At 71.8% G+C, this 15,403-nt stretch carries 11 protein-coding genes; 8 read left to right on the top strand and 3 right to left on the bottom strand.

The annotated features are described in order from the left end of the window. The first annotated feature begins 1 nt into the window (after position 1). Genes bcsZ through VK92_RS08755 form a run of 8 tightly spaced genes read left to right on the top strand, consistent with a single transcriptional unit; the run spans position 2 to position 12,379 of the window. Entirely contained in the window at positions 2–1,225 is a 1,224-nt protein-coding gene (bcsZ, locus tag VK92_RS08790) for a cellulose synthase complex periplasmic endoglucanase BcsZ (RefSeq protein ID WP_048025915.1), read from the top strand. Continuing rightward, a complete protein-coding gene (locus tag VK92_RS08785) occupies positions 1,210–5,091 on the top strand; it encodes a cellulose synthase subunit BcsC-related outer membrane protein (RefSeq protein WP_048025916.1) in 3,882 nt (1,293 codons plus the stop codon). Before bcsZ ends, VK92_RS08785 begins: the two co-directional genes overlap by 16 nt. An 11-nt stretch (positions 5,092–5,102) precedes the next feature. Then, positions 5,103–7,073 (top strand): cellulose biosynthesis protein BcsE, encoded by a 1,971-nt coding sequence (gene bcsE, locus VK92_RS08780; protein WP_048025917.1) that lies wholly within the window; start codon positions 5,103–5,105, stop codon positions 7,071–7,073. Beyond that, entirely contained in the window at positions 7,070–7,303 is a 234-nt protein-coding gene (locus VK92_RS08775) for a hypothetical protein (protein ID WP_027787777.1), read from the top strand. The genes bcsE and VK92_RS08775 overlap by 4 nt, the downstream gene beginning before the upstream one ends. After that, positions 7,300–8,076 (top strand): cellulose biosynthesis protein BcsQ, encoded by a 777-nt coding sequence (gene bcsQ / locus VK92_RS08770; protein ID WP_021164403.1) that lies wholly within the window; start codon positions 7,300–7,302, stop codon positions 8,074–8,076. The genes VK92_RS08775 and bcsQ overlap by 4 nt, the downstream gene beginning before the upstream one ends. Further along, positions 8,073–10,610, top strand: coding sequence for a UDP-forming cellulose synthase catalytic subunit (gene bcsA / locus VK92_RS08765; protein ID WP_048025918.1), 2,538 nt, complete (start codon positions 8,073–8,075; stop codon positions 10,608–10,610). The genes bcsQ and bcsA overlap by 4 nt, the downstream gene beginning before the upstream one ends. A gap of 27 nt (positions 10,611–10,637) precedes the next feature. Continuing rightward, a complete protein-coding gene (gene bcsG, locus VK92_RS08760; protein ID WP_021160834.1) occupies positions 10,638–12,194 on the top strand; it encodes a cellulose biosynthesis protein BcsG in 1,557 nt (518 codons plus the stop codon). After that, a complete protein-coding gene (locus tag VK92_RS08755; protein WP_042975818.1) occupies positions 12,176–12,379 on the top strand; it encodes a hypothetical protein in 204 nt (67 codons plus the stop codon). Before bcsG ends, VK92_RS08755 begins: the two co-directional genes overlap by 19 nt. A gap of 81 nt (positions 12,380–12,460) precedes the next feature. Here the strand turns inward: VK92_RS08755 and VK92_RS08750 are convergent, their stop codons facing one another. From VK92_RS08750 to VK92_RS08740, 3 genes are read right to left on the bottom strand one after another with little or no spacing between them, the layout of a single operon-like run. Continuing rightward, positions 12,461–13,342: a pirin family protein gene (locus VK92_RS08750; protein WP_048025919.1), complete on the bottom strand. Its 882-nt coding sequence runs from the start codon at positions 13,340–13,342 to the stop codon at positions 12,461–12,463. Positions 13,343–13,374: 32 nt separating this feature from the next. Next, positions 13,375–13,767 carry an OsmC family protein gene (locus VK92_RS08745; protein WP_048025920.1) on the bottom strand — a complete coding sequence of 131 codons (393 nt, stop codon included), beginning with the start codon at positions 13,765–13,767 and terminating at the stop codon, positions 13,375–13,377. Positions 13,768–13,813: 46 nt separating this feature from the next. Beyond that, positions 13,814–15,394 (bottom strand): cation:proton antiporter, encoded by a 1,581-nt coding sequence (locus VK92_RS08740; protein WP_021160830.1) that lies wholly within the window; start codon positions 15,392–15,394, stop codon positions 13,814–13,816. Positions 15,395–15,403: the final 9 nt, after the last annotated feature.

The following is a 15,403-nucleotide window of genomic DNA, read 5'->3' as shown; positions in this document are numbered from 1 at the left end:
GATGGCGCGGGTTATGGCGAAGCGACGGGCAACGCGGCCGGCGCGGCGCGTCGGCGCGGCATTCGCGCTGGCGGTGGCGATGACGTGCACGGCAGCCGGCATGGCCGCGCGCGCGCACGCCGCGGGCACGGCTGACGCGGCCGACGCGGGATGCGGCGCCGCGTGGCCGCGCTGGGACGCGTTCAAGCGCGATTTCATCTCGGCCGACGGCCGCGTGATCGACGTCGGCTCGGCCGATTCACGCACGGTGTCGGAGGGGCAGGCGTATGGACTCTTCTTCGCGCTGGTCGCGAACGACCGGCGCATGTTCGACACGATCCTCGCATGGACCGAGAACAATCTCGCGCAGGGCGACCTGAGCGCGCGCCTGCCGGCGTGGCTGTGGGGCCGTGCGCCCGACGGCGCGTGGCGCGTGCTCGACGCGAACGCGGCGTCGGACGCCGACCTGTGGATCGCGTATGCACTCGTGGAGGCCGGGCGGCTGTGGCACGAGCGCAGCTACACGGCGCGCGGCGCGCTGCTCGCGAAGCGCGTGCTCGACGACGAGACCGCGACCGTGCCGGGCCTCGGCCTCACGCTGCTGCCGGGGCCGACGGGGTTCAAGCTGGCCGACGGCCAGTGGCGCGTGAACCCGAGCTATTCGCCGCCGCAGGTGATCCGCGCGCTCGGCGCGCGCCTGCCCGACGACCGGCGCTGGGCCGCGCTCGCCGCCAGTACCGGCCGCGTGCTGCTCGACACGGCACCGAAGGGCTTTTCGCCCGACTGGGCGTTGTATCGCGCGGGCACGGGTTTCGGGCCCGATCGCGACACGCATGCGGAGAGCGCGTACAACGCGATCCGCGTGTATCTGTGGGCCGGCATGCTCGACCGCGCCGATCCGCTCGCCGCGCCGTTGCTCGCACGCTTTGCGCCGTTCGCCGACTACATCGCCGCGCATGGCGCGCCGCCGGAGAAGGTCGACACGACGACGGGCGTCGCGGGGCCGAACGACGGCAACGGCGGGTTTTCGGCGGCCGCGGTGCCGTTCCTCGACGCGCGCGGCCAGCGTGCGCTCGCCGATGCGCAGGCGGCGCGTGTCGATACGCTCGCGCGCCAGTCGGCGCCCGGTTACTACACGAGCGTGCTGACGCTGTTCGGGCTCGGCTGGCGCGACGGGCGCTACCGGTTCGGCGCGGACGGCACCCTCGACGCCCGCTGGGGAGGCCGCTCGTGCGCCGCCCGCTGAAGCGCGCCGCGCCGCACGTCGCGGGATTCGCGTGGCTCGCGTCGTCGGTGTGCGCGGCGGCGCCGGGCACCGCGCCGGGCACGACGATGGCATCCTCCGCGACGCCGGCGGCGGCCGCGTCCGCCGATGCGCAGCGCCAGCTCGACACTGCGCGGATGTGGGGCGTCAAGCATCGCGACGACCTTGCGCGCGACGCGCTGCGCAAGGGGCTGCTGATCGCGCCGGGCGATCCCGAGCTGCTGGCCGAACAGGTTCGCGTGCTGTTGCGGCTCGGCGATGCGAAAGGCGCGCAGGCCTCGCTCGCGCGCCTGCAGGCACAGTCGCCGAATGCGCCTGCCACGCGGCGGGTCGCCGACGAATATCGCGTCGCGACGAGCGGGCGCGGCGAGATGGCGCAGATTCGCCTGCTCGCGCGCAGCGGCCGTGCCGACGAGGCGGCACGGCGGATCGTCGCGCTGTTTCCGAACGGTGCGCCGGACGGTGCGCTCGGCGCCGAGTACTACCAGATCGTGTCGAATGCGCCGGGCGGACGCGAGCCGGCGATCGCCGCGCTGCGCCGCGCGGTCGCGGCCGATCCGCAGGATACGAGCGCGGCGATGGCGCTCGTGCGGCTCCTGAACCAGCGTGCCGACACGCGGCCGGAGGCGAACCGGCTCGCGTGGGCGCTCGCGAAGCGCGCCGACGCCGACCATACGGAGGCGATGGCGCAGTGGCGGCGCGTGCTGCAGTCGGCCGGCAGCGATCCCGCGTATCTCGATGCGCTGCATGCGTATCTCGTGCTCGTGCCGGACGACACCGAATTCGTCGATCGCGCGGCGGCATTGGATCGCCAGCGCGACGCGCAGCGCCGGCTCGAGCGCGATCCCGACTACATCGCGCAGCAGCGCGGCCTGCAGGCGCTCTCGCGCGGCGACCTGGCCGGCGCCGATCCGCTGCTGACGCGCGCCGCGCGCGCACGCGCGGACGACGCCGACGCGGTCGGCGGGCTCGGCCTGTTGCGCCTGCGCGAAGGGCGGCACGACGAGGCGCGCGCGCTGTTCACGCGCGCCGCGACGCTCGCGACCGACCAGCGTGGCAAATGGCAGGGCCTCGCGCGCACCGCGCAGTTCTGGGGGCTGCTCGCGCAAGGCCGCGCGGCGGCCGCCACGGGACGTCCGCAGGACGCGGAGCGCGCGGCGCGTGCGGCACTCGCGATGCAGCCGGACAGTCCGGACGCGAAGCTGCAGCTTGCCGATGCGTTGCTCGCGCAGCGCGACTGGGCGCGCGCGGAGCCGTTGCTGCGCGAACTGCTGGCCGCGCGTTCGCCGAGCGTCGCGGCCGTGCGCGACACGGCCACGCTGTATCAGAACACCAGCCGCGCGGACCGGATCGGCCCGCTGCTCGACGCGCTGCAAGGCCGCGTGACGGGCCGCGACGACCGGCACGCGCTCGACGGCCTGCGTGCCGACCTGCTCGCGGACCAGGCGCGCGTGCTGGCGGACAAGGGCGAACGCGGGCCCGCTGCGCAGCGCTACGAGGCGGCCGTGCGCGCGGCGCCCGACGCGCCGTGGACGCGCTTCGCGCTCGCGCGCCTTTATCGCGACATGGGACTGCCGCAGCTCGGCCGCACGGTGATGGACGACGGGCTCGCGCAAGGCGCGACGCCCGAGATGCGCTACGCGACCGCGCTGTATCGCAACTCCGTCGACGACGCGGCGGGCGCGCAGGCCGCGCTCGCGCCGGTCGACGACGCGCATCGTACGGACGGAATGCGCGCGCTCGCGCGCAAGCTCGATGCGCAACGCGCGCTGGCCGACGCACGCGATGCGCTCGCGCGCGGCGACCGCACGGCGTTCGCCGCGTCGCTCGCGCAGGCCCAGGCGAGCGCGCCGGACGATCCCGACATGCTCGCCGCGATCGGCGCGCAGTGGATCGACGCGGGCGAACCGGATCGCGGCCTCGCACCGCTGCACGACTGGATCGCCGCGCACCCGCGTGAAGCCGATACGGACGTGCGGCTGCGCTATGGCGACCTGCTCGGCAGCGCGGGGCGCGACGACGCGCTTGCCGCGTGGCTCGACACGCTGCGCCGGGAACCGTCGCTGACGCCCGCGCAGACGGCGCGGATCGAGGACCAGTCGCTGCGGCTCGTGTTGCGGCAGACCGACGAGGCGATCGCACGGCAGGACTACGCACAGGCGCGCAAGCTGCTCGATCGTGCGAGCCCGGCCGGCCGCGCGGACAAGCGTCATGCGCTCGAACGGGCCGATCTCGAGCGCGCGCAAGGCCGTTACGACGCGGCGCGCGATGCGCTCGCGCCGGTCGTCGCGCGCACGCCGGACGATGCCGATACGCAGCTCGCGCTGGCACGCATCGACGAGGACAGCGGCAACCGTGCCGCCGCGCTGGCGCGCGTGCAGGCGGTACTCGCGCGCACGCCGGACGACGACGTCGACACGCAACTGTCGGCCGTGCGCCGCCTGAACGCGCTGCGCCGCGCGGACGAAGCCGCGCAGGTGACCGACCGGCTGCATGCCGCGTATCCGGCGCGCGCCGACGTGACGGTCGCGGCCGGGCGCGTGGCCGAGGCGCAGGGCCGCTATGACGACGCGGCGTCGCTGTACCGGTTGTCGCAATCGCAGGAGCGCGCGACGGGCGTGAGCCCGGGTCGTGACGGCCTGACGCCCGCGCAGGCCGCGTTCGCGGATCTCGAGCAGCGGCGCAATCCCGAGATCGAGACCGGCTGGACGCCTGCCTACAAGTCGGGCGACGAAGGCATCTCTTCGTATCGCGCGCAGCAGGTGCCGATCTACATGCAGATGCCGGTCCGCTACGACGGCCACGTGTTCGCGCAGATCGACACCGTGCATCTCGACCCGGGCACGCTCGATACGAGCGACCCGAATGCGTATTCGCTCAAGACCTTCGGCACGTTCGCGGCGCTCAAGGCGCAGAACGCGCTGACGCCCGCATCGATCGCGAATCCGCCGGGTTCGCTGCACCAGTCGACGACGGGCGTCGCGCTCGGCGCCGGTTATCTGTCGGACGCATGGCGCGTCGACCTCGGCACGTCGCCGCTCGGTTTTCCCGTGCATTACCTCGTCGGCGGCGTGCGTTACCGGTTCGACGCAGGCCCGGCCAGCTTCTCGGTGAACGCGTCGCGGCGGCCGGAAACGAGCAGCGTGCTGTCGTACGCGGGGATGCGCGACCCGTGGACGGGCGCGGTCTGGGGCGGCGTGCGCCGCGACGGCGTGAACCTGCGCGCGTCGGTCGACGTCGGCCGCACGAACCTGTTCGCGGAACTCGGCGCGGGCGTGCTGTCCGGCCGCAACGTCGAGCGCAACGCGGAAGTCACGCTGCGCACCGGCTTCACGGTGCCCGTGTACGAACGCGCGACGATGAAGGTCAGCACGGGGCTCGTCGGCAACGCGTGGCACTACGCGCAGAACCTGCGCTACTACACGTACGGGCAGGGCGGTTACTACAGCCCGCAGCGCTACCTGTCGCTCGGCGTGCCGATCGAATGGGCGGGGCGGCACGATGCGCTGTCGTGGGACCTGACCGTCACGGGCGGGATCTCGAACAGCTACGAGAAGGATTCGCTGTATTACCCGACGTTCTCGGACCAGCGGGCCGCGCAGGTGGCGGCCGGGTTCGTGTACGCGGGCAGCTCGACGCGCGGCGTGTCGTTCTCGTACGGCATCAACGGGATCGTCGAGTATCGCGTGAACCCGCACCTGAGCGTCGGCGCGCAGCTGCACGTCGACCGGTCGCACGACTACGCGCCGAGTTCGGCGCTCGTGTACCTGCGCTATGCGTTCGACGCCCGTGCGCAACGCAGCTGGCTCGTCACGCCGACACCCGTGCGGCTTTATTCGGATTACTAGGGGAACGCGCCGTGAATACGGAAATCGATGCCACCCGTCCCGCGCTCGGCGCCGCCGGCCTGCTGGGCCGCCTGCGTGCGCTGCTGGGCGCGGGGCCGGCCGGCGGCCGCGCCGGCACGGTGAGCCGGCTCGCGATCGACGGCTTGCCCGACGCGTGGACACAGCTGGAAGCCGGCGGCCTGTACGCGATCTACGCGGCCGGCGGCACGCCGGCCTGCGATGCGCTCGTGTGGGAGAGCGCGCGGCAGGCGCGCACGCGCGACGTGACGGTCGTGCTCGCGCGCGACGCGGCGCACGTTGCCGGGCAGATGCGGGCGCGCGGTTTCGCGGACGGCGCGCACCCGGCCGGCTGGCCGCGCAACCTGAACGTGCTGGCGATGCCGCCCGCGGCCGAGCCGGCCGGCGGTGACGGCACCGGCGCGGGCACGACGGCCGACGCATCGCGTCGCGCGGCGCCGGGCCCGTTCGCGCGGCTGACCGGCGGCCTGCGCGCGATGAAGCGTTACGGCTTTCGGGCACGCTCGCTGTATTTCGTCGAGGGCGCGCAGCGCTGGTTCAGCTGGGACGACCCGATCGCGCTGGCCGACGAGGCGCACGCGCTCGCCGACTGGTGCCGCACGCGCCGGATCGCGCTCGTGCTGCTGCTCGATCCCGAAGCGACCCGCGCGGACGACGCGGCACGCACCGACGATGCACCGCTCGTGCGCGATGCGGATCGCACGCCGCGCAGCGGTTTCCACGGTATCTGCTCGGGCGTCGCGCAGTTGCAGCGCACCCACGGCGAGCTGCTGTGGATCGTCGACTTCTGGCGCGCGGGCGATACGCTCGCGGCCGGCGAGGTACGGCCGCTGCGTTTCGCGCCGGGCGGCCGGCTGTCGGCGAGCATCGACGGCGGCGCGACCGAGCCGGCGAACCGGATGAAGCTCGCGAGCGACGAGGATCGCGTCGTCGTCAGCCGCGCGGTGCTCGACGGCACGAACCGCGCGCCGCAGGGCTGGGAAATCGTCGAGGACAACGCGGCCGTCGTTGCCGCCTGTGCGCATGCCCAGGCCGCGACCGCGGTGCTCGTGTTCCGTTCGCATGCGCAGCTCGAAGCGCTGTGCGCGGACGTGCACACGCTGCGCCGGCAGTGCGGCGGTGCGCTGAAGATCGCGGTCGTCGAGCGCGGCGAAGTGCTGCGCCAGCAGTTCGAGATGCTCGTGCTGAGCGTCGGCGCGAGCCGCGTCATCGCACGCGACCTGCCGGTATCGCGACTGCAGGGGGCCGTGCATGCGCTGCGCGGCCAGCTTTATGCGCGGCCCGTCGCGGCCGACTATCGTGCGGCGCTCGCGGCCGCGCTCGGCGATTCAGTGCTCGGTTATCTGCCGGTCGGCGCGTTCTGCCTGCGGATTCGCGCGGTGCTCGATCGCGGCGCCGTGCTCGCGCTGCCGCACACGCTCGCGAAGATCGCGCTGCTGCCCGGCGTGTCGCACGTCGACGCGCTGCGGCATTGCCGCCCGCGCCGCGCGGGCGACGTCGTGACGGCCGATGCCGCGCACCTGTACGTGTTCCTGTTCGCGTGCGAACCGGCGGACGCGGAGGACGCGCTCGCGCGCATCTTCGACGTGCCGGTCGACACGCTGTCCGACCGCGTCGTGTGTCTCGGGCAGGGCAGCATCGATACCGAACTCAACGCGCTGAAGGCCGAGAACCGGCGTGCGCCGATCGCCGACTACAGCGACTTGTTCGGGGCCGCGCAGCCGGCGGGCGCCAGTCGCGCCCCGCTCGCGCGCACCGGGCCCGGCGACGCGTTGCCCGACGCGAGCGAAGTGAGCGGTGCGATCGACGCGATCGATACGATCGTCGCGCTCGAGGCGATCGGTGCGATGCCGGCGGCCGCGGCGGCTGCCGACGCTTCGGCACCGGAACCCGTCATACTCGCCGCGCGCAAGCGCAGCGCCATCCGCAGCGCGATGCCGCTGCGCAAGGAGGGGGTCGCATGATCGCCGAACTCGTCATCGGATTCATCGTCGGCATCGCGATCGCGGTGCCCGTGTGGATCGTCGCGCAGCATCTCGGCATCGGCCGCGGTTTTCATGCGCCGCGCGGGATCGACCGGCGTGACGCGGTGCCGTGCGAACTCGTGCCGGTCGCGCTGCGCGGGCGGCTGCTCCCGGACGCCGGGCGCGAGCGTGGCGAGCATGACGAACGTCACGGTGAGGCGGCCCGATGAAGACGATCGCCATTACTTCGACGACCGGGGGGGCGGGCCGCACGACGCTCACGGCCGCGCTCGCGGTGCTGCTGGCGCGCCGCGGCCGGCCGGTCGTCGCCGTCGAATTCGATGCGCAGAACCTGATGGGCGCGACGCTCGGCCTCGACACGCTGGCCGAGCACGGCCTCGCGCAGAGCGTGCTCGGCGGCGCCGAGCCGTGGCATGCGCACACGTGGCGCAACGCCGATGGCGTGCTGTTCGTGCCTTACGGGCAGGTCGACGCGGCCGGCGCGGCCGCATGCGATGCGCGGCTCGCGGCGGATCCGGCGTGGCTGTCGCGCGCGCTCGACGAGATCGCGTTGCCCGCCGACGGCGTCGTGCTGATCGACACCGCGCGTTATCCGTCGACGCAGGCCGAGCAGGCGATCCGCCGCGCGGACCTGACGCTCGTCGTCGTGCCGCCCGAGCCGGCCGCCTGTGCGACGACGGCCGCGCGGCTCGGGGCGCTCGGGGCGGGTGGTGAACTGCACATCGTCGTGAACCGGCTGAATCCGGCGCGCGACATGCAGCGCGACGCGCTCGCGATGCTGCGTGCGGTCGCGGGGCCGGCGTCGATGCTCGAGCAGCGCATCCACGTCGATGCGGCCGTGCCCGAAGCGCTCGCGCGCGGCAGCTGGATCTTCGACGATGCGCCGTATTCGCAGGCGTCGCACGACCTGAACGGCGTCGCGAACTGGGTCGATACCTGGCTGGCGGCACGCGCGGCCGTTCGCCGCGGAGCGGCGCGATGAACGCGCGCATCGCGTCGCGCCTGCGCGCATTCGGACGCCGCACGGCCGACTGGATCGCGCGCGGCATCGGCTTGCCCGCGCAGCGCACGCTGGTCGACTGGCTCGTGCGGCTGTTCTTCCACGCCCCGCCGCCCGGCCGGCCCGATCACGTGCGCCGCTGGGTGCGTGTCGCGTCGCTGCGGCTCGCGCAGGAGTGGGGCGTGCTGCAGCCGCTCAGCCCGCGCGAATGGCTGTGGCGCGCGATCGTGCGGGCGCCGCGCGCGGCCGACGGCCGCCCCGCGCGCGATCCGCTCGCCTGGTTCGACAAGTACGTCGTGCCGGTCTACGTGGCCGGGCGCGCGGTCGGCCGGCGCGTCAACGCGTTGCTCGAGCGTCTGCCATGGGTGCGCTGGGGCGGCTGGCTCGACGCGCGCGCGAACGGCGTCGGCCGGCGCCGCTGGCTCGCGCCGCTGCTGCTGGTGGCCGGCGCACTGCTGTGGGCCGCGGCCGGCATGTCGCCGCTGATGCCCGGCGCGCAGTTCGCGTTCTTCGCGATCGTCGCGGTGCTGGCGCTCACGCTGCGCCGCCTGCCGGGCCATCTGCCGACGCTCGCGCTCGCGTCGCTCGCGCTGCTCGCGACGGTGCGCTACGTGTGGTGGCGCACCACGCAGACGCTCGATTTCCGCGGCCCCGTCGAGGCCGTCGCGGGTTACCTGCTGTACGGCGCGGAAGCCTATACATGGATGATCCTGCTGCTCGGCTTCGTGCAGACGGCCTGGCCGCTCGACCGGCCGATCGTGCCGCTGCCCGACGATCCCGACACCTGGCCGACCGTCGACATCTACATCCCGACCTACAACGAGCCGCTGTCGGTCGTGAAGCCGACGGTATTCGCCGCGCAGAGCATCGACTGGCCGAGCGCGAAGCTGCGCGTGTACCTGCTCGACGACGGCCGGCGCCCGGAGTTCGCGGCGTTCGCGGCCGAGGCCGGCATCGACTACCTGACGCGCGACGACAACCGCCACGCGAAGGCTGGCAACATCAACCGCGCGCTGCCGAAGACGCACGGCGAATACATCGCGATCTTCGACTGCGATCACGTGCCGACGCGCTCGTTCCTGCAGACGACGATGGGCGTGTTCCTGCGCGACCCGAAGTGCGCGCTGGTGCAGACGCCGCATCATTTCTTCTCGCCCGATCCGTTCGAGCGCAACCTCGGCACGTTCCGCGAGATCCCGAACGAGGGCAACCTGTTCTACGGCCTGGTGCAGTCGGGCAACGACCTGTGGAACGCGACGTTCTTCTGCGGCTCGTGCGCGGTGCTCAAGCGCAGCGCGCTGGAAGAGGTGGGCGGCGTCGCGGTCGAGACCGTGACCGAGGATGCGCACACGGCGCTCAAGCTGCACCGGCGCGGCTATACGTCGGCGTACCTGCCGACCGTGCAGGCGGCCGGCCTCGCGACCGAAAGCCTCGCGGGTCACGTGAAGCAGCGCACGCGCTGGGCGCGCGGGATGGCGCAGATCTTCCGCATCGACAACCCGTTCCTCGGGCGCGGGCTCGGCCTGATCCAACGGATCTGCTACGGCAACGCGATGCTGCATTTCTTCTACGGGATTCCGCGGCTCGTGTTCCTGACGATCCCGCTCGCGTACCTGTTCTTCCACCTGTACTTCATCAACGCGTCGTCGCTCGCGCTCGCGAGTTACGTGATCCCGTACCTCGTGCTCGCGAACGTCGCGAACTCGCGGATGCAGGGGCGCTACCGCCATTCGTTCTGGGCCGAGGTCTACGAGTCGGTGCTCGCGTGGTACATCGCGCTGCCGACCACCGTCGCGTTCTTCAGCCCGAAGCACGGCAAGTTCAACGTGACCGACAAGGGCGGCAAGATCGACGAAGGTTACGTCGACTGGTCGACGTCGAAGCCGTATCTCGTGCTGTTCGGGCTGAACGTGCTCGCGATCCTCGCCGGCATCTGGCGGCTCGTGGCCGACCAGGGCGACGAGGCGTCGACGATCCTGATCACGCTCGGCTGGACCGTGTACAACCTCGCGATGCTCGGCGCCGCGCTGGCCGTTGCGCGCGAGACCAGGCAGGTGCGCGTCACGCACCGGATCGCGATGCGCGTGCCGGCCACGCTGCTGCTCGCCGACGGCTCGACGGCCGCATGCTTCACGAGCGACTACTCGACCGGCGGCCTCGGCCTCGAAGCGGTGCCGGGGCTCCCGGTCGCCGTCGGCGACACGCTGACGGTGTGCGTGACGCGCGGCGACCGGCCGTTCCCGTTCCCGGTGCGCGTGACCCGCGTGACGCCGACCCATATCGGCGTGAGCTTCGAGGAACTGACGCTCGAACAGGAGCGCCAGCTCGTGCAATGCACGTTCGGGCGCGCGGACGCGTGGCTCGACTGGCACGAAGGCCAGCGCGTCGACACGCCGCTCGGCGGGCTGAAGGAAGTGCTGCGCATCGGCCTGGACGGCTATGTACGAATGTGGAAGGGTGCGGCGCGCGGCCTGCAGGCCATGCTGGCGCCGAAACTCGATCGGGCGCGCGACTGACGCGGCGCTCATCATGGAGTGGGTTAGATGACGTTCTGGAATCTGTATTTCATCCTGAAGTTCGCGCTGTTCGCGACCGGGCACCTGCAGCCGTTCTGGCTCGCGAACCTCGCGTTCGCGGTGGCGCTCGCGATGAGCGCGCCGATCCGGCGGCGTGCGTGGCGCATCGTCCGGCAGGTCGTCGCGATCGCGATCGCGGTGCCGCTGCTCGCGCGCGAGCTGCATGCGCCGCCGCTTGCCCGTCTCGCCGAGGCCGCGCAGGAAGTCAGCACGTTCCGCCTCGACTACTGGATGGAGCTGCTGCCGCGCCTGCTGCCGCCCGTGCTGGTGCTGACGGTGGCCGGTGTGCTGATCGTCTACTTCATCGTCAACCGGTGGCTGCGCGTCGCGACCTTCGTGCTGGCCGTGCTGGTCGTGATGCCGCTGTGGCAGGCCGGCAGCGGGCTGATGGCGCGTGTCGTCGCACCGCTTCCGCAGCAGGCGAACGCGGCAGGCACGACGCTCGCCGGCCAGCCCGAGGACCACAACGCCGCGCTCGCGACGTTCCGCACGCAGGAGTCGCAGCGACAGGTCGCGTTCGGCCACCTCGGCAGCGATCCGGCCGCCCAGTTCGACGTGATCGTGCTGCACATCTGCTCGCTGTCGTGGGACGACCTCGATGCCGCGAAGGCGCGCAACCATCCGATGCTGAGCCATTTCGACTACCTGTTCTCGAACTTCAGCACGGCCGCGAGCTACAGCGGCCCGGCGGCGATCCGCGTGCTGCGCGCGAGCTGCGGGCAGGAAGCGCACGCCGACCTGTACAAACCCGCACCGCAGCAGTGCCACCTGTTCTCGCAACTGGCGAGCGCCGGTTACTCGGTGCAGTCGCTGCTGAACCACGACGGCCACTTCGACAACTTCCTGCAGGTGATCCACGACAACATCGGCGTGGCCGACGCGCCGATGATCTCGAACGCGGCCGCGCCCGTTGCGATGCACGCGTTCGACGGCTCGGCGATCAAGGACGACTACACGACGCTCGCGAACTGGTACGCGCAGCGCGCGTCGGTGCAGGGCCCGGTCGCGCTGTACTACAACACGATCAGCCTGCACGACGGCAACCGGATCGTCGGCAGTTCGCTGACGAGCATCGACTCGTATCCGCAGCGCGTGACGAAGATGATGGACGACTTCGACCGCCTCGCCGACCTGATCGCGCAATCGGGCCGCCGTGCGGTGATCGTGTTCGTGCCCGAGCACGGTGCCGCGCTGCGCGGCGACAAGTACCAGGTCGCGGGGCTGCGCGAAATCCCGACGCCGCGCATCGTGCACGGGCCGGTGGGCGTGCGGCTCGTCGGCTTTGCCGGCAATCACGGCGCGACGACCGTGATCGACCAGCCGACCAGCTTCCTCGCGCTCGCGCAACTGCTGTCGAACCTCGTGTCGAACAGCCCGTTCAAGCCGGGCACGACGCTCGCGCAATACGCGGCCGACCTGCCGCGCACGCGGATGGTCGGCGAGAACGAGGGCACGGTGACGATGCAGACGGCCGAGGGTTACTCGGTGAAAACTCCGGATGGCGTATGGATCGACGAACAGTAATGCTGCACGGTGACGGCGACGACGACCGCCTGTCGCAACCGAACGACGTGCTCGGCCTCGCACGGCATCTGCCCGCGCTCGATCCCGGGCGTTATGTCGACGAGCAGGCGCGCCGTGCGTTCATCGAGTCGCTCGACCGCTGGCCGACACTGGCGAAGCTGATGGGATTGAAACCGTCGGCGTAACACGGACGGGACGACGGCCGGCATGCGTGCCGGCCGTCGGATGCCTGCGGGCGATCCTGCCTGTCGTGCCTATTGCGTCTATTACGCCTTGCGTTCCGGCTGGCGCGTCCATTCGTTTTCTTCGCCCGGCACCTTGCCGAAGGTCTGATCGGCCCACGCGACGCGGGCCGCGTCGATCTTCGCGCGCGCGCTCGACACGAAATTCCATTCGATGAAACGCTCGCCCGGCAGGTGCGCACCGCCGAGCAGCATCACGCGTGCGCCGCTTGCGCTGGCGAGTGCCACGGTCGCGCCGGGTTCGAGCACGGCCATCGTCGCGGGGGCGAGCGGCGTGCCGTCGATGGCGAGGTCGCCGTCGACCAGGTATACGCCGCGTTCCTCATGTTCGGCATCGAGCGCTAGCGTGCCGCCTGCCGCGAATTCCGCATACGCATAAAGCGTCGGCGAGAACACGGCGACCGGCGACGCGAGCCCGAACGCGGTACCCGCGATCACGCGCACGGTCGTGCCGTCACGCGTGAACGACGGCAGCGTGTCGGCCGGATGATGGACGAACGCGGGCGCGGTGTCTTCATGCTCGACCGGCAGCGCGACCCAGGTCTGGATCCCGTGCACCGGCTGCTCGCGCGGCCGGTCTTCGTCGGGCGAGCGCTCCGAATGCACGATGCCGCGGCCGGCCGTCATCCAGTTCACGTCGCCCGGCACGATCTTCTGCCGGAAGCCGAGGCTGTCGTGATGCATCAGCGAGCCGTCGAACAGGTAGGTGACGGTCGCCAGGCCGATGTGCGGATGCGGCAGCACGTCGATGCCGCGGCCGGCCGGCAGCACGGCCGGCCCCATCTCGTCGAAGAAGATGAACGGGCCGACGAGGCGTGCGGCGCGCGCGGGCAGCACGCGGCGCACGACGAGGTTGCCGATGTCGCTTTCGCGCGGCGTGAGCAGGGTCTTGATCGAGGCGGACATGGTGGGGGTTCTCGTGGTCGATGCAGGGCGCGTCAGGCGATCGCCGTGTCGATGGTGATCGGATGCGAGAGGATCTTGTGCACCGGGCAGGCGTTCGCGATCTGCAGCAGGCGTTCGCGCTGTTCGCCGGACAGGTCGCCGTCGAGCGTGATGCGGCGCACGATCGTGCTGCCCGCGCCGCCCGATTCGTGCGCGAGCTTCACGTGCACTTCGGCGAGCGGCCAGCCCTTGCGTTGCGCATACATCTTCAGCGTGATCGCGGTGCATGCGCCGAGGCTCGACAGCAGCAGCGCGACGGGCGTCGGCGCGGTGTCGCCGCCGCCGAGCGGCGTGGGCTCGTCGGCGCGCCACTGGTGGACGCCGTCGGTGAAGTGGACGAGGTAATCGACGGCACCGATGCTTGCTTCGACGGACAGTTCGCTCATTGCAGTTCCATAAGGAGAAAGGGGGAGGCGGCGGCTTGGCCGGGCTTCAGGGTTCGAGCAGCCGCTGCAGGCGCAGTTCCTCGAAATCGAGTTCCGATTCGATCCGGTGCAGGACCGTGTCGTCGACCTTGCCGTCGCGATGCAGGTCGAGCAGCGCGCGGCGCGACACGCCGACGAGGTCAAGTTCGACGCGCAGCATGCGCGCCCGCACGTTGGCCGGTTCGGTGCCATGACGAAACGCGCGTTCGTTGAAGGTCACGCGGTTCCGGTATTCGGCGAGCAGGCGGTCGAGCGAAGGGCGTTCGAGGCTCGACCCGCGCTGTTCGAGCGCGTCGAGTTCGGCGAGCGCCGCGCCGAACGTATGCGCGCGCACCGCGTGCTCGGACATCGTGTGCCGCGCGGCCGGGCGCAGCTTCAGTACGCGGATCAGCGGCGCGAGCGTGCCGCCCTGCACGACGAGCGTCGCGATGATCAGCAGGAACGTGCTGAACAGGATCAGGTCGCGGCCGGGGAAGGTGGCCGGCAGTGCGATCGCGGCCGCGAGGCTCACGACACCGCGCATGCCCGACCAGCCGAGCACGACGGCTTCACGCCACGACCACGGCGCGTGGCCCGCGCGCGGCGCGCGCAGGCGGCCCGGCAGCCACATCGCGACGAACACCCATACGACGCGCGCGCCGATCGCGGCGGCGGTGGCGGGCAGCGCGACGCGCAGGCCGGCCATCAGCACCGCGCCTTCGTGGTTCACGCGTGCGAGGATCGCGTGCAGCGCGAGGCCGATCAGGATGAACACGAGCGCGTCGAGCACGAACACGATCGCTTCCCAGGTCGCCTTCGCCTTGATCCGCATGTCGGCGTCGAACACGCGATGCTGGCGCACGCCGAGCACGAGGCCGCAGGTCACCACCGACAGCACGCCCGAGCCGTCGACGGCTTCCGCGATTCCGTAGCTGCCCCACGCCATCGCGAAGGTCACGACGATGCCGAGCATCGGGTCGCGCAGGCGCGGCAGCACCCAGCACATCGCATGGCCGCACGCGAGGCCGACCGCGATGCCGATCAGCGTCAGCGAGAAGAACAGGCCGGTGGCGCTGGCGGCCGTGATCGATACCGCCAGCGCGGCCGACACGGCCATCTGGTACAGCAGCAGGCCCGACGCATCGTTGACGAGGCTCTCGCCTTCGAGCACCGCGACGAGCCGCGCGGGGAGCGGGTGGCGCTGCAGGATCGCCTTCGCGGCGACCGCGTCGGGCGGCGACACGATCGCGCCGAGCGTGAAGCAGGCGGCCCACGGCAGCGCCGGGTTCACGGCATGCACGGCGAGCGCGACCGCGACGGTGGTGAAGACCACCGCGCCGAGCGCGAGCGACGCGATCGATGCGAGCTCCTGCCGGAATTCCTTCCACGCGGTGTAGAACCCGCTCGACATCAGCAGCGGCGGCAGCACGGCCGCGAGCAGCAGCGCCGGGTCCATGTCGGGTACACGCTTGCCGGCGACCGCGACCACGCAGCCGCCGAGCAGCAGCACGACGGCCGGCGGAATCGAGATGCGTTCGGCGAGCCACGTGAGCGCGCCCGCGCCGCAGATCAACAGCAGCAGGTAATGAAACAGTTCGACGTTGGTCATGAGCCTGGC

The organism is Burkholderia sp. LK4 (assembly GCF_001043615.1).
Classification (GTDB): domain Bacteria; phylum Pseudomonadota; class Gammaproteobacteria; order Burkholderiales; family Burkholderiaceae; genus Burkholderia; species Burkholderia cepacia.
Note: the sequence above shows the minus strand (reverse complement) of the source record. Positions and strands in the feature narration are given on the sequence as shown.

Excerpts from the sequence above, each read along its gene's own strand:
- VK92_RS08755 (WP_042975818.1), top strand. The coding sequence starts at position 12,176 with ATGGATCGACGAACAGTAATGCTGCACGGTGACGGCGACGACGACCGC.
- bcsZ (WP_048025915.1), top strand. The coding sequence starts at position 2 with ATGGCGCGGGTTATGGCGAAGCGACGGGCAACGCGGCCGGCGCGGCGC.
- VK92_RS08750 (WP_048025919.1), bottom strand. The coding sequence starts at position 13,342 with ATGTCCGCCTCGATCAAGACCCTGCTCACGCCGCGCGAAAGCGACATC.
- VK92_RS08775 (WP_027787777.1), top strand. The coding sequence starts at position 7,070 with ATGATCGCCGAACTCGTCATCGGATTCATCGTCGGCATCGCGATCGCG.
- bcsA (WP_048025918.1), top strand. The coding sequence starts at position 8,073 with ATGAACGCGCGCATCGCGTCGCGCCTGCGCGCATTCGGACGCCGCACG.
- bcsQ (WP_021164403.1), top strand. The coding sequence starts at position 7,300 with ATGAAGACGATCGCCATTACTTCGACGACCGGGGGGGCGGGCCGCACG.
- bcsG (WP_021160834.1), top strand. The coding sequence starts at position 10,638 with ATGACGTTCTGGAATCTGTATTTCATCCTGAAGTTCGCGCTGTTCGCG.
- VK92_RS08745 (WP_048025920.1), bottom strand. The coding sequence starts at position 13,767 with ATGAGCGAACTGTCCGTCGAAGCAAGCATCGGTGCCGTCGATTACCTC.
- VK92_RS08740 (WP_021160830.1), bottom strand. The coding sequence starts at position 15,394 with ATGACCAACGTCGAACTGTTTCATTACCTGCTGCTGTTGATCTGCGGC.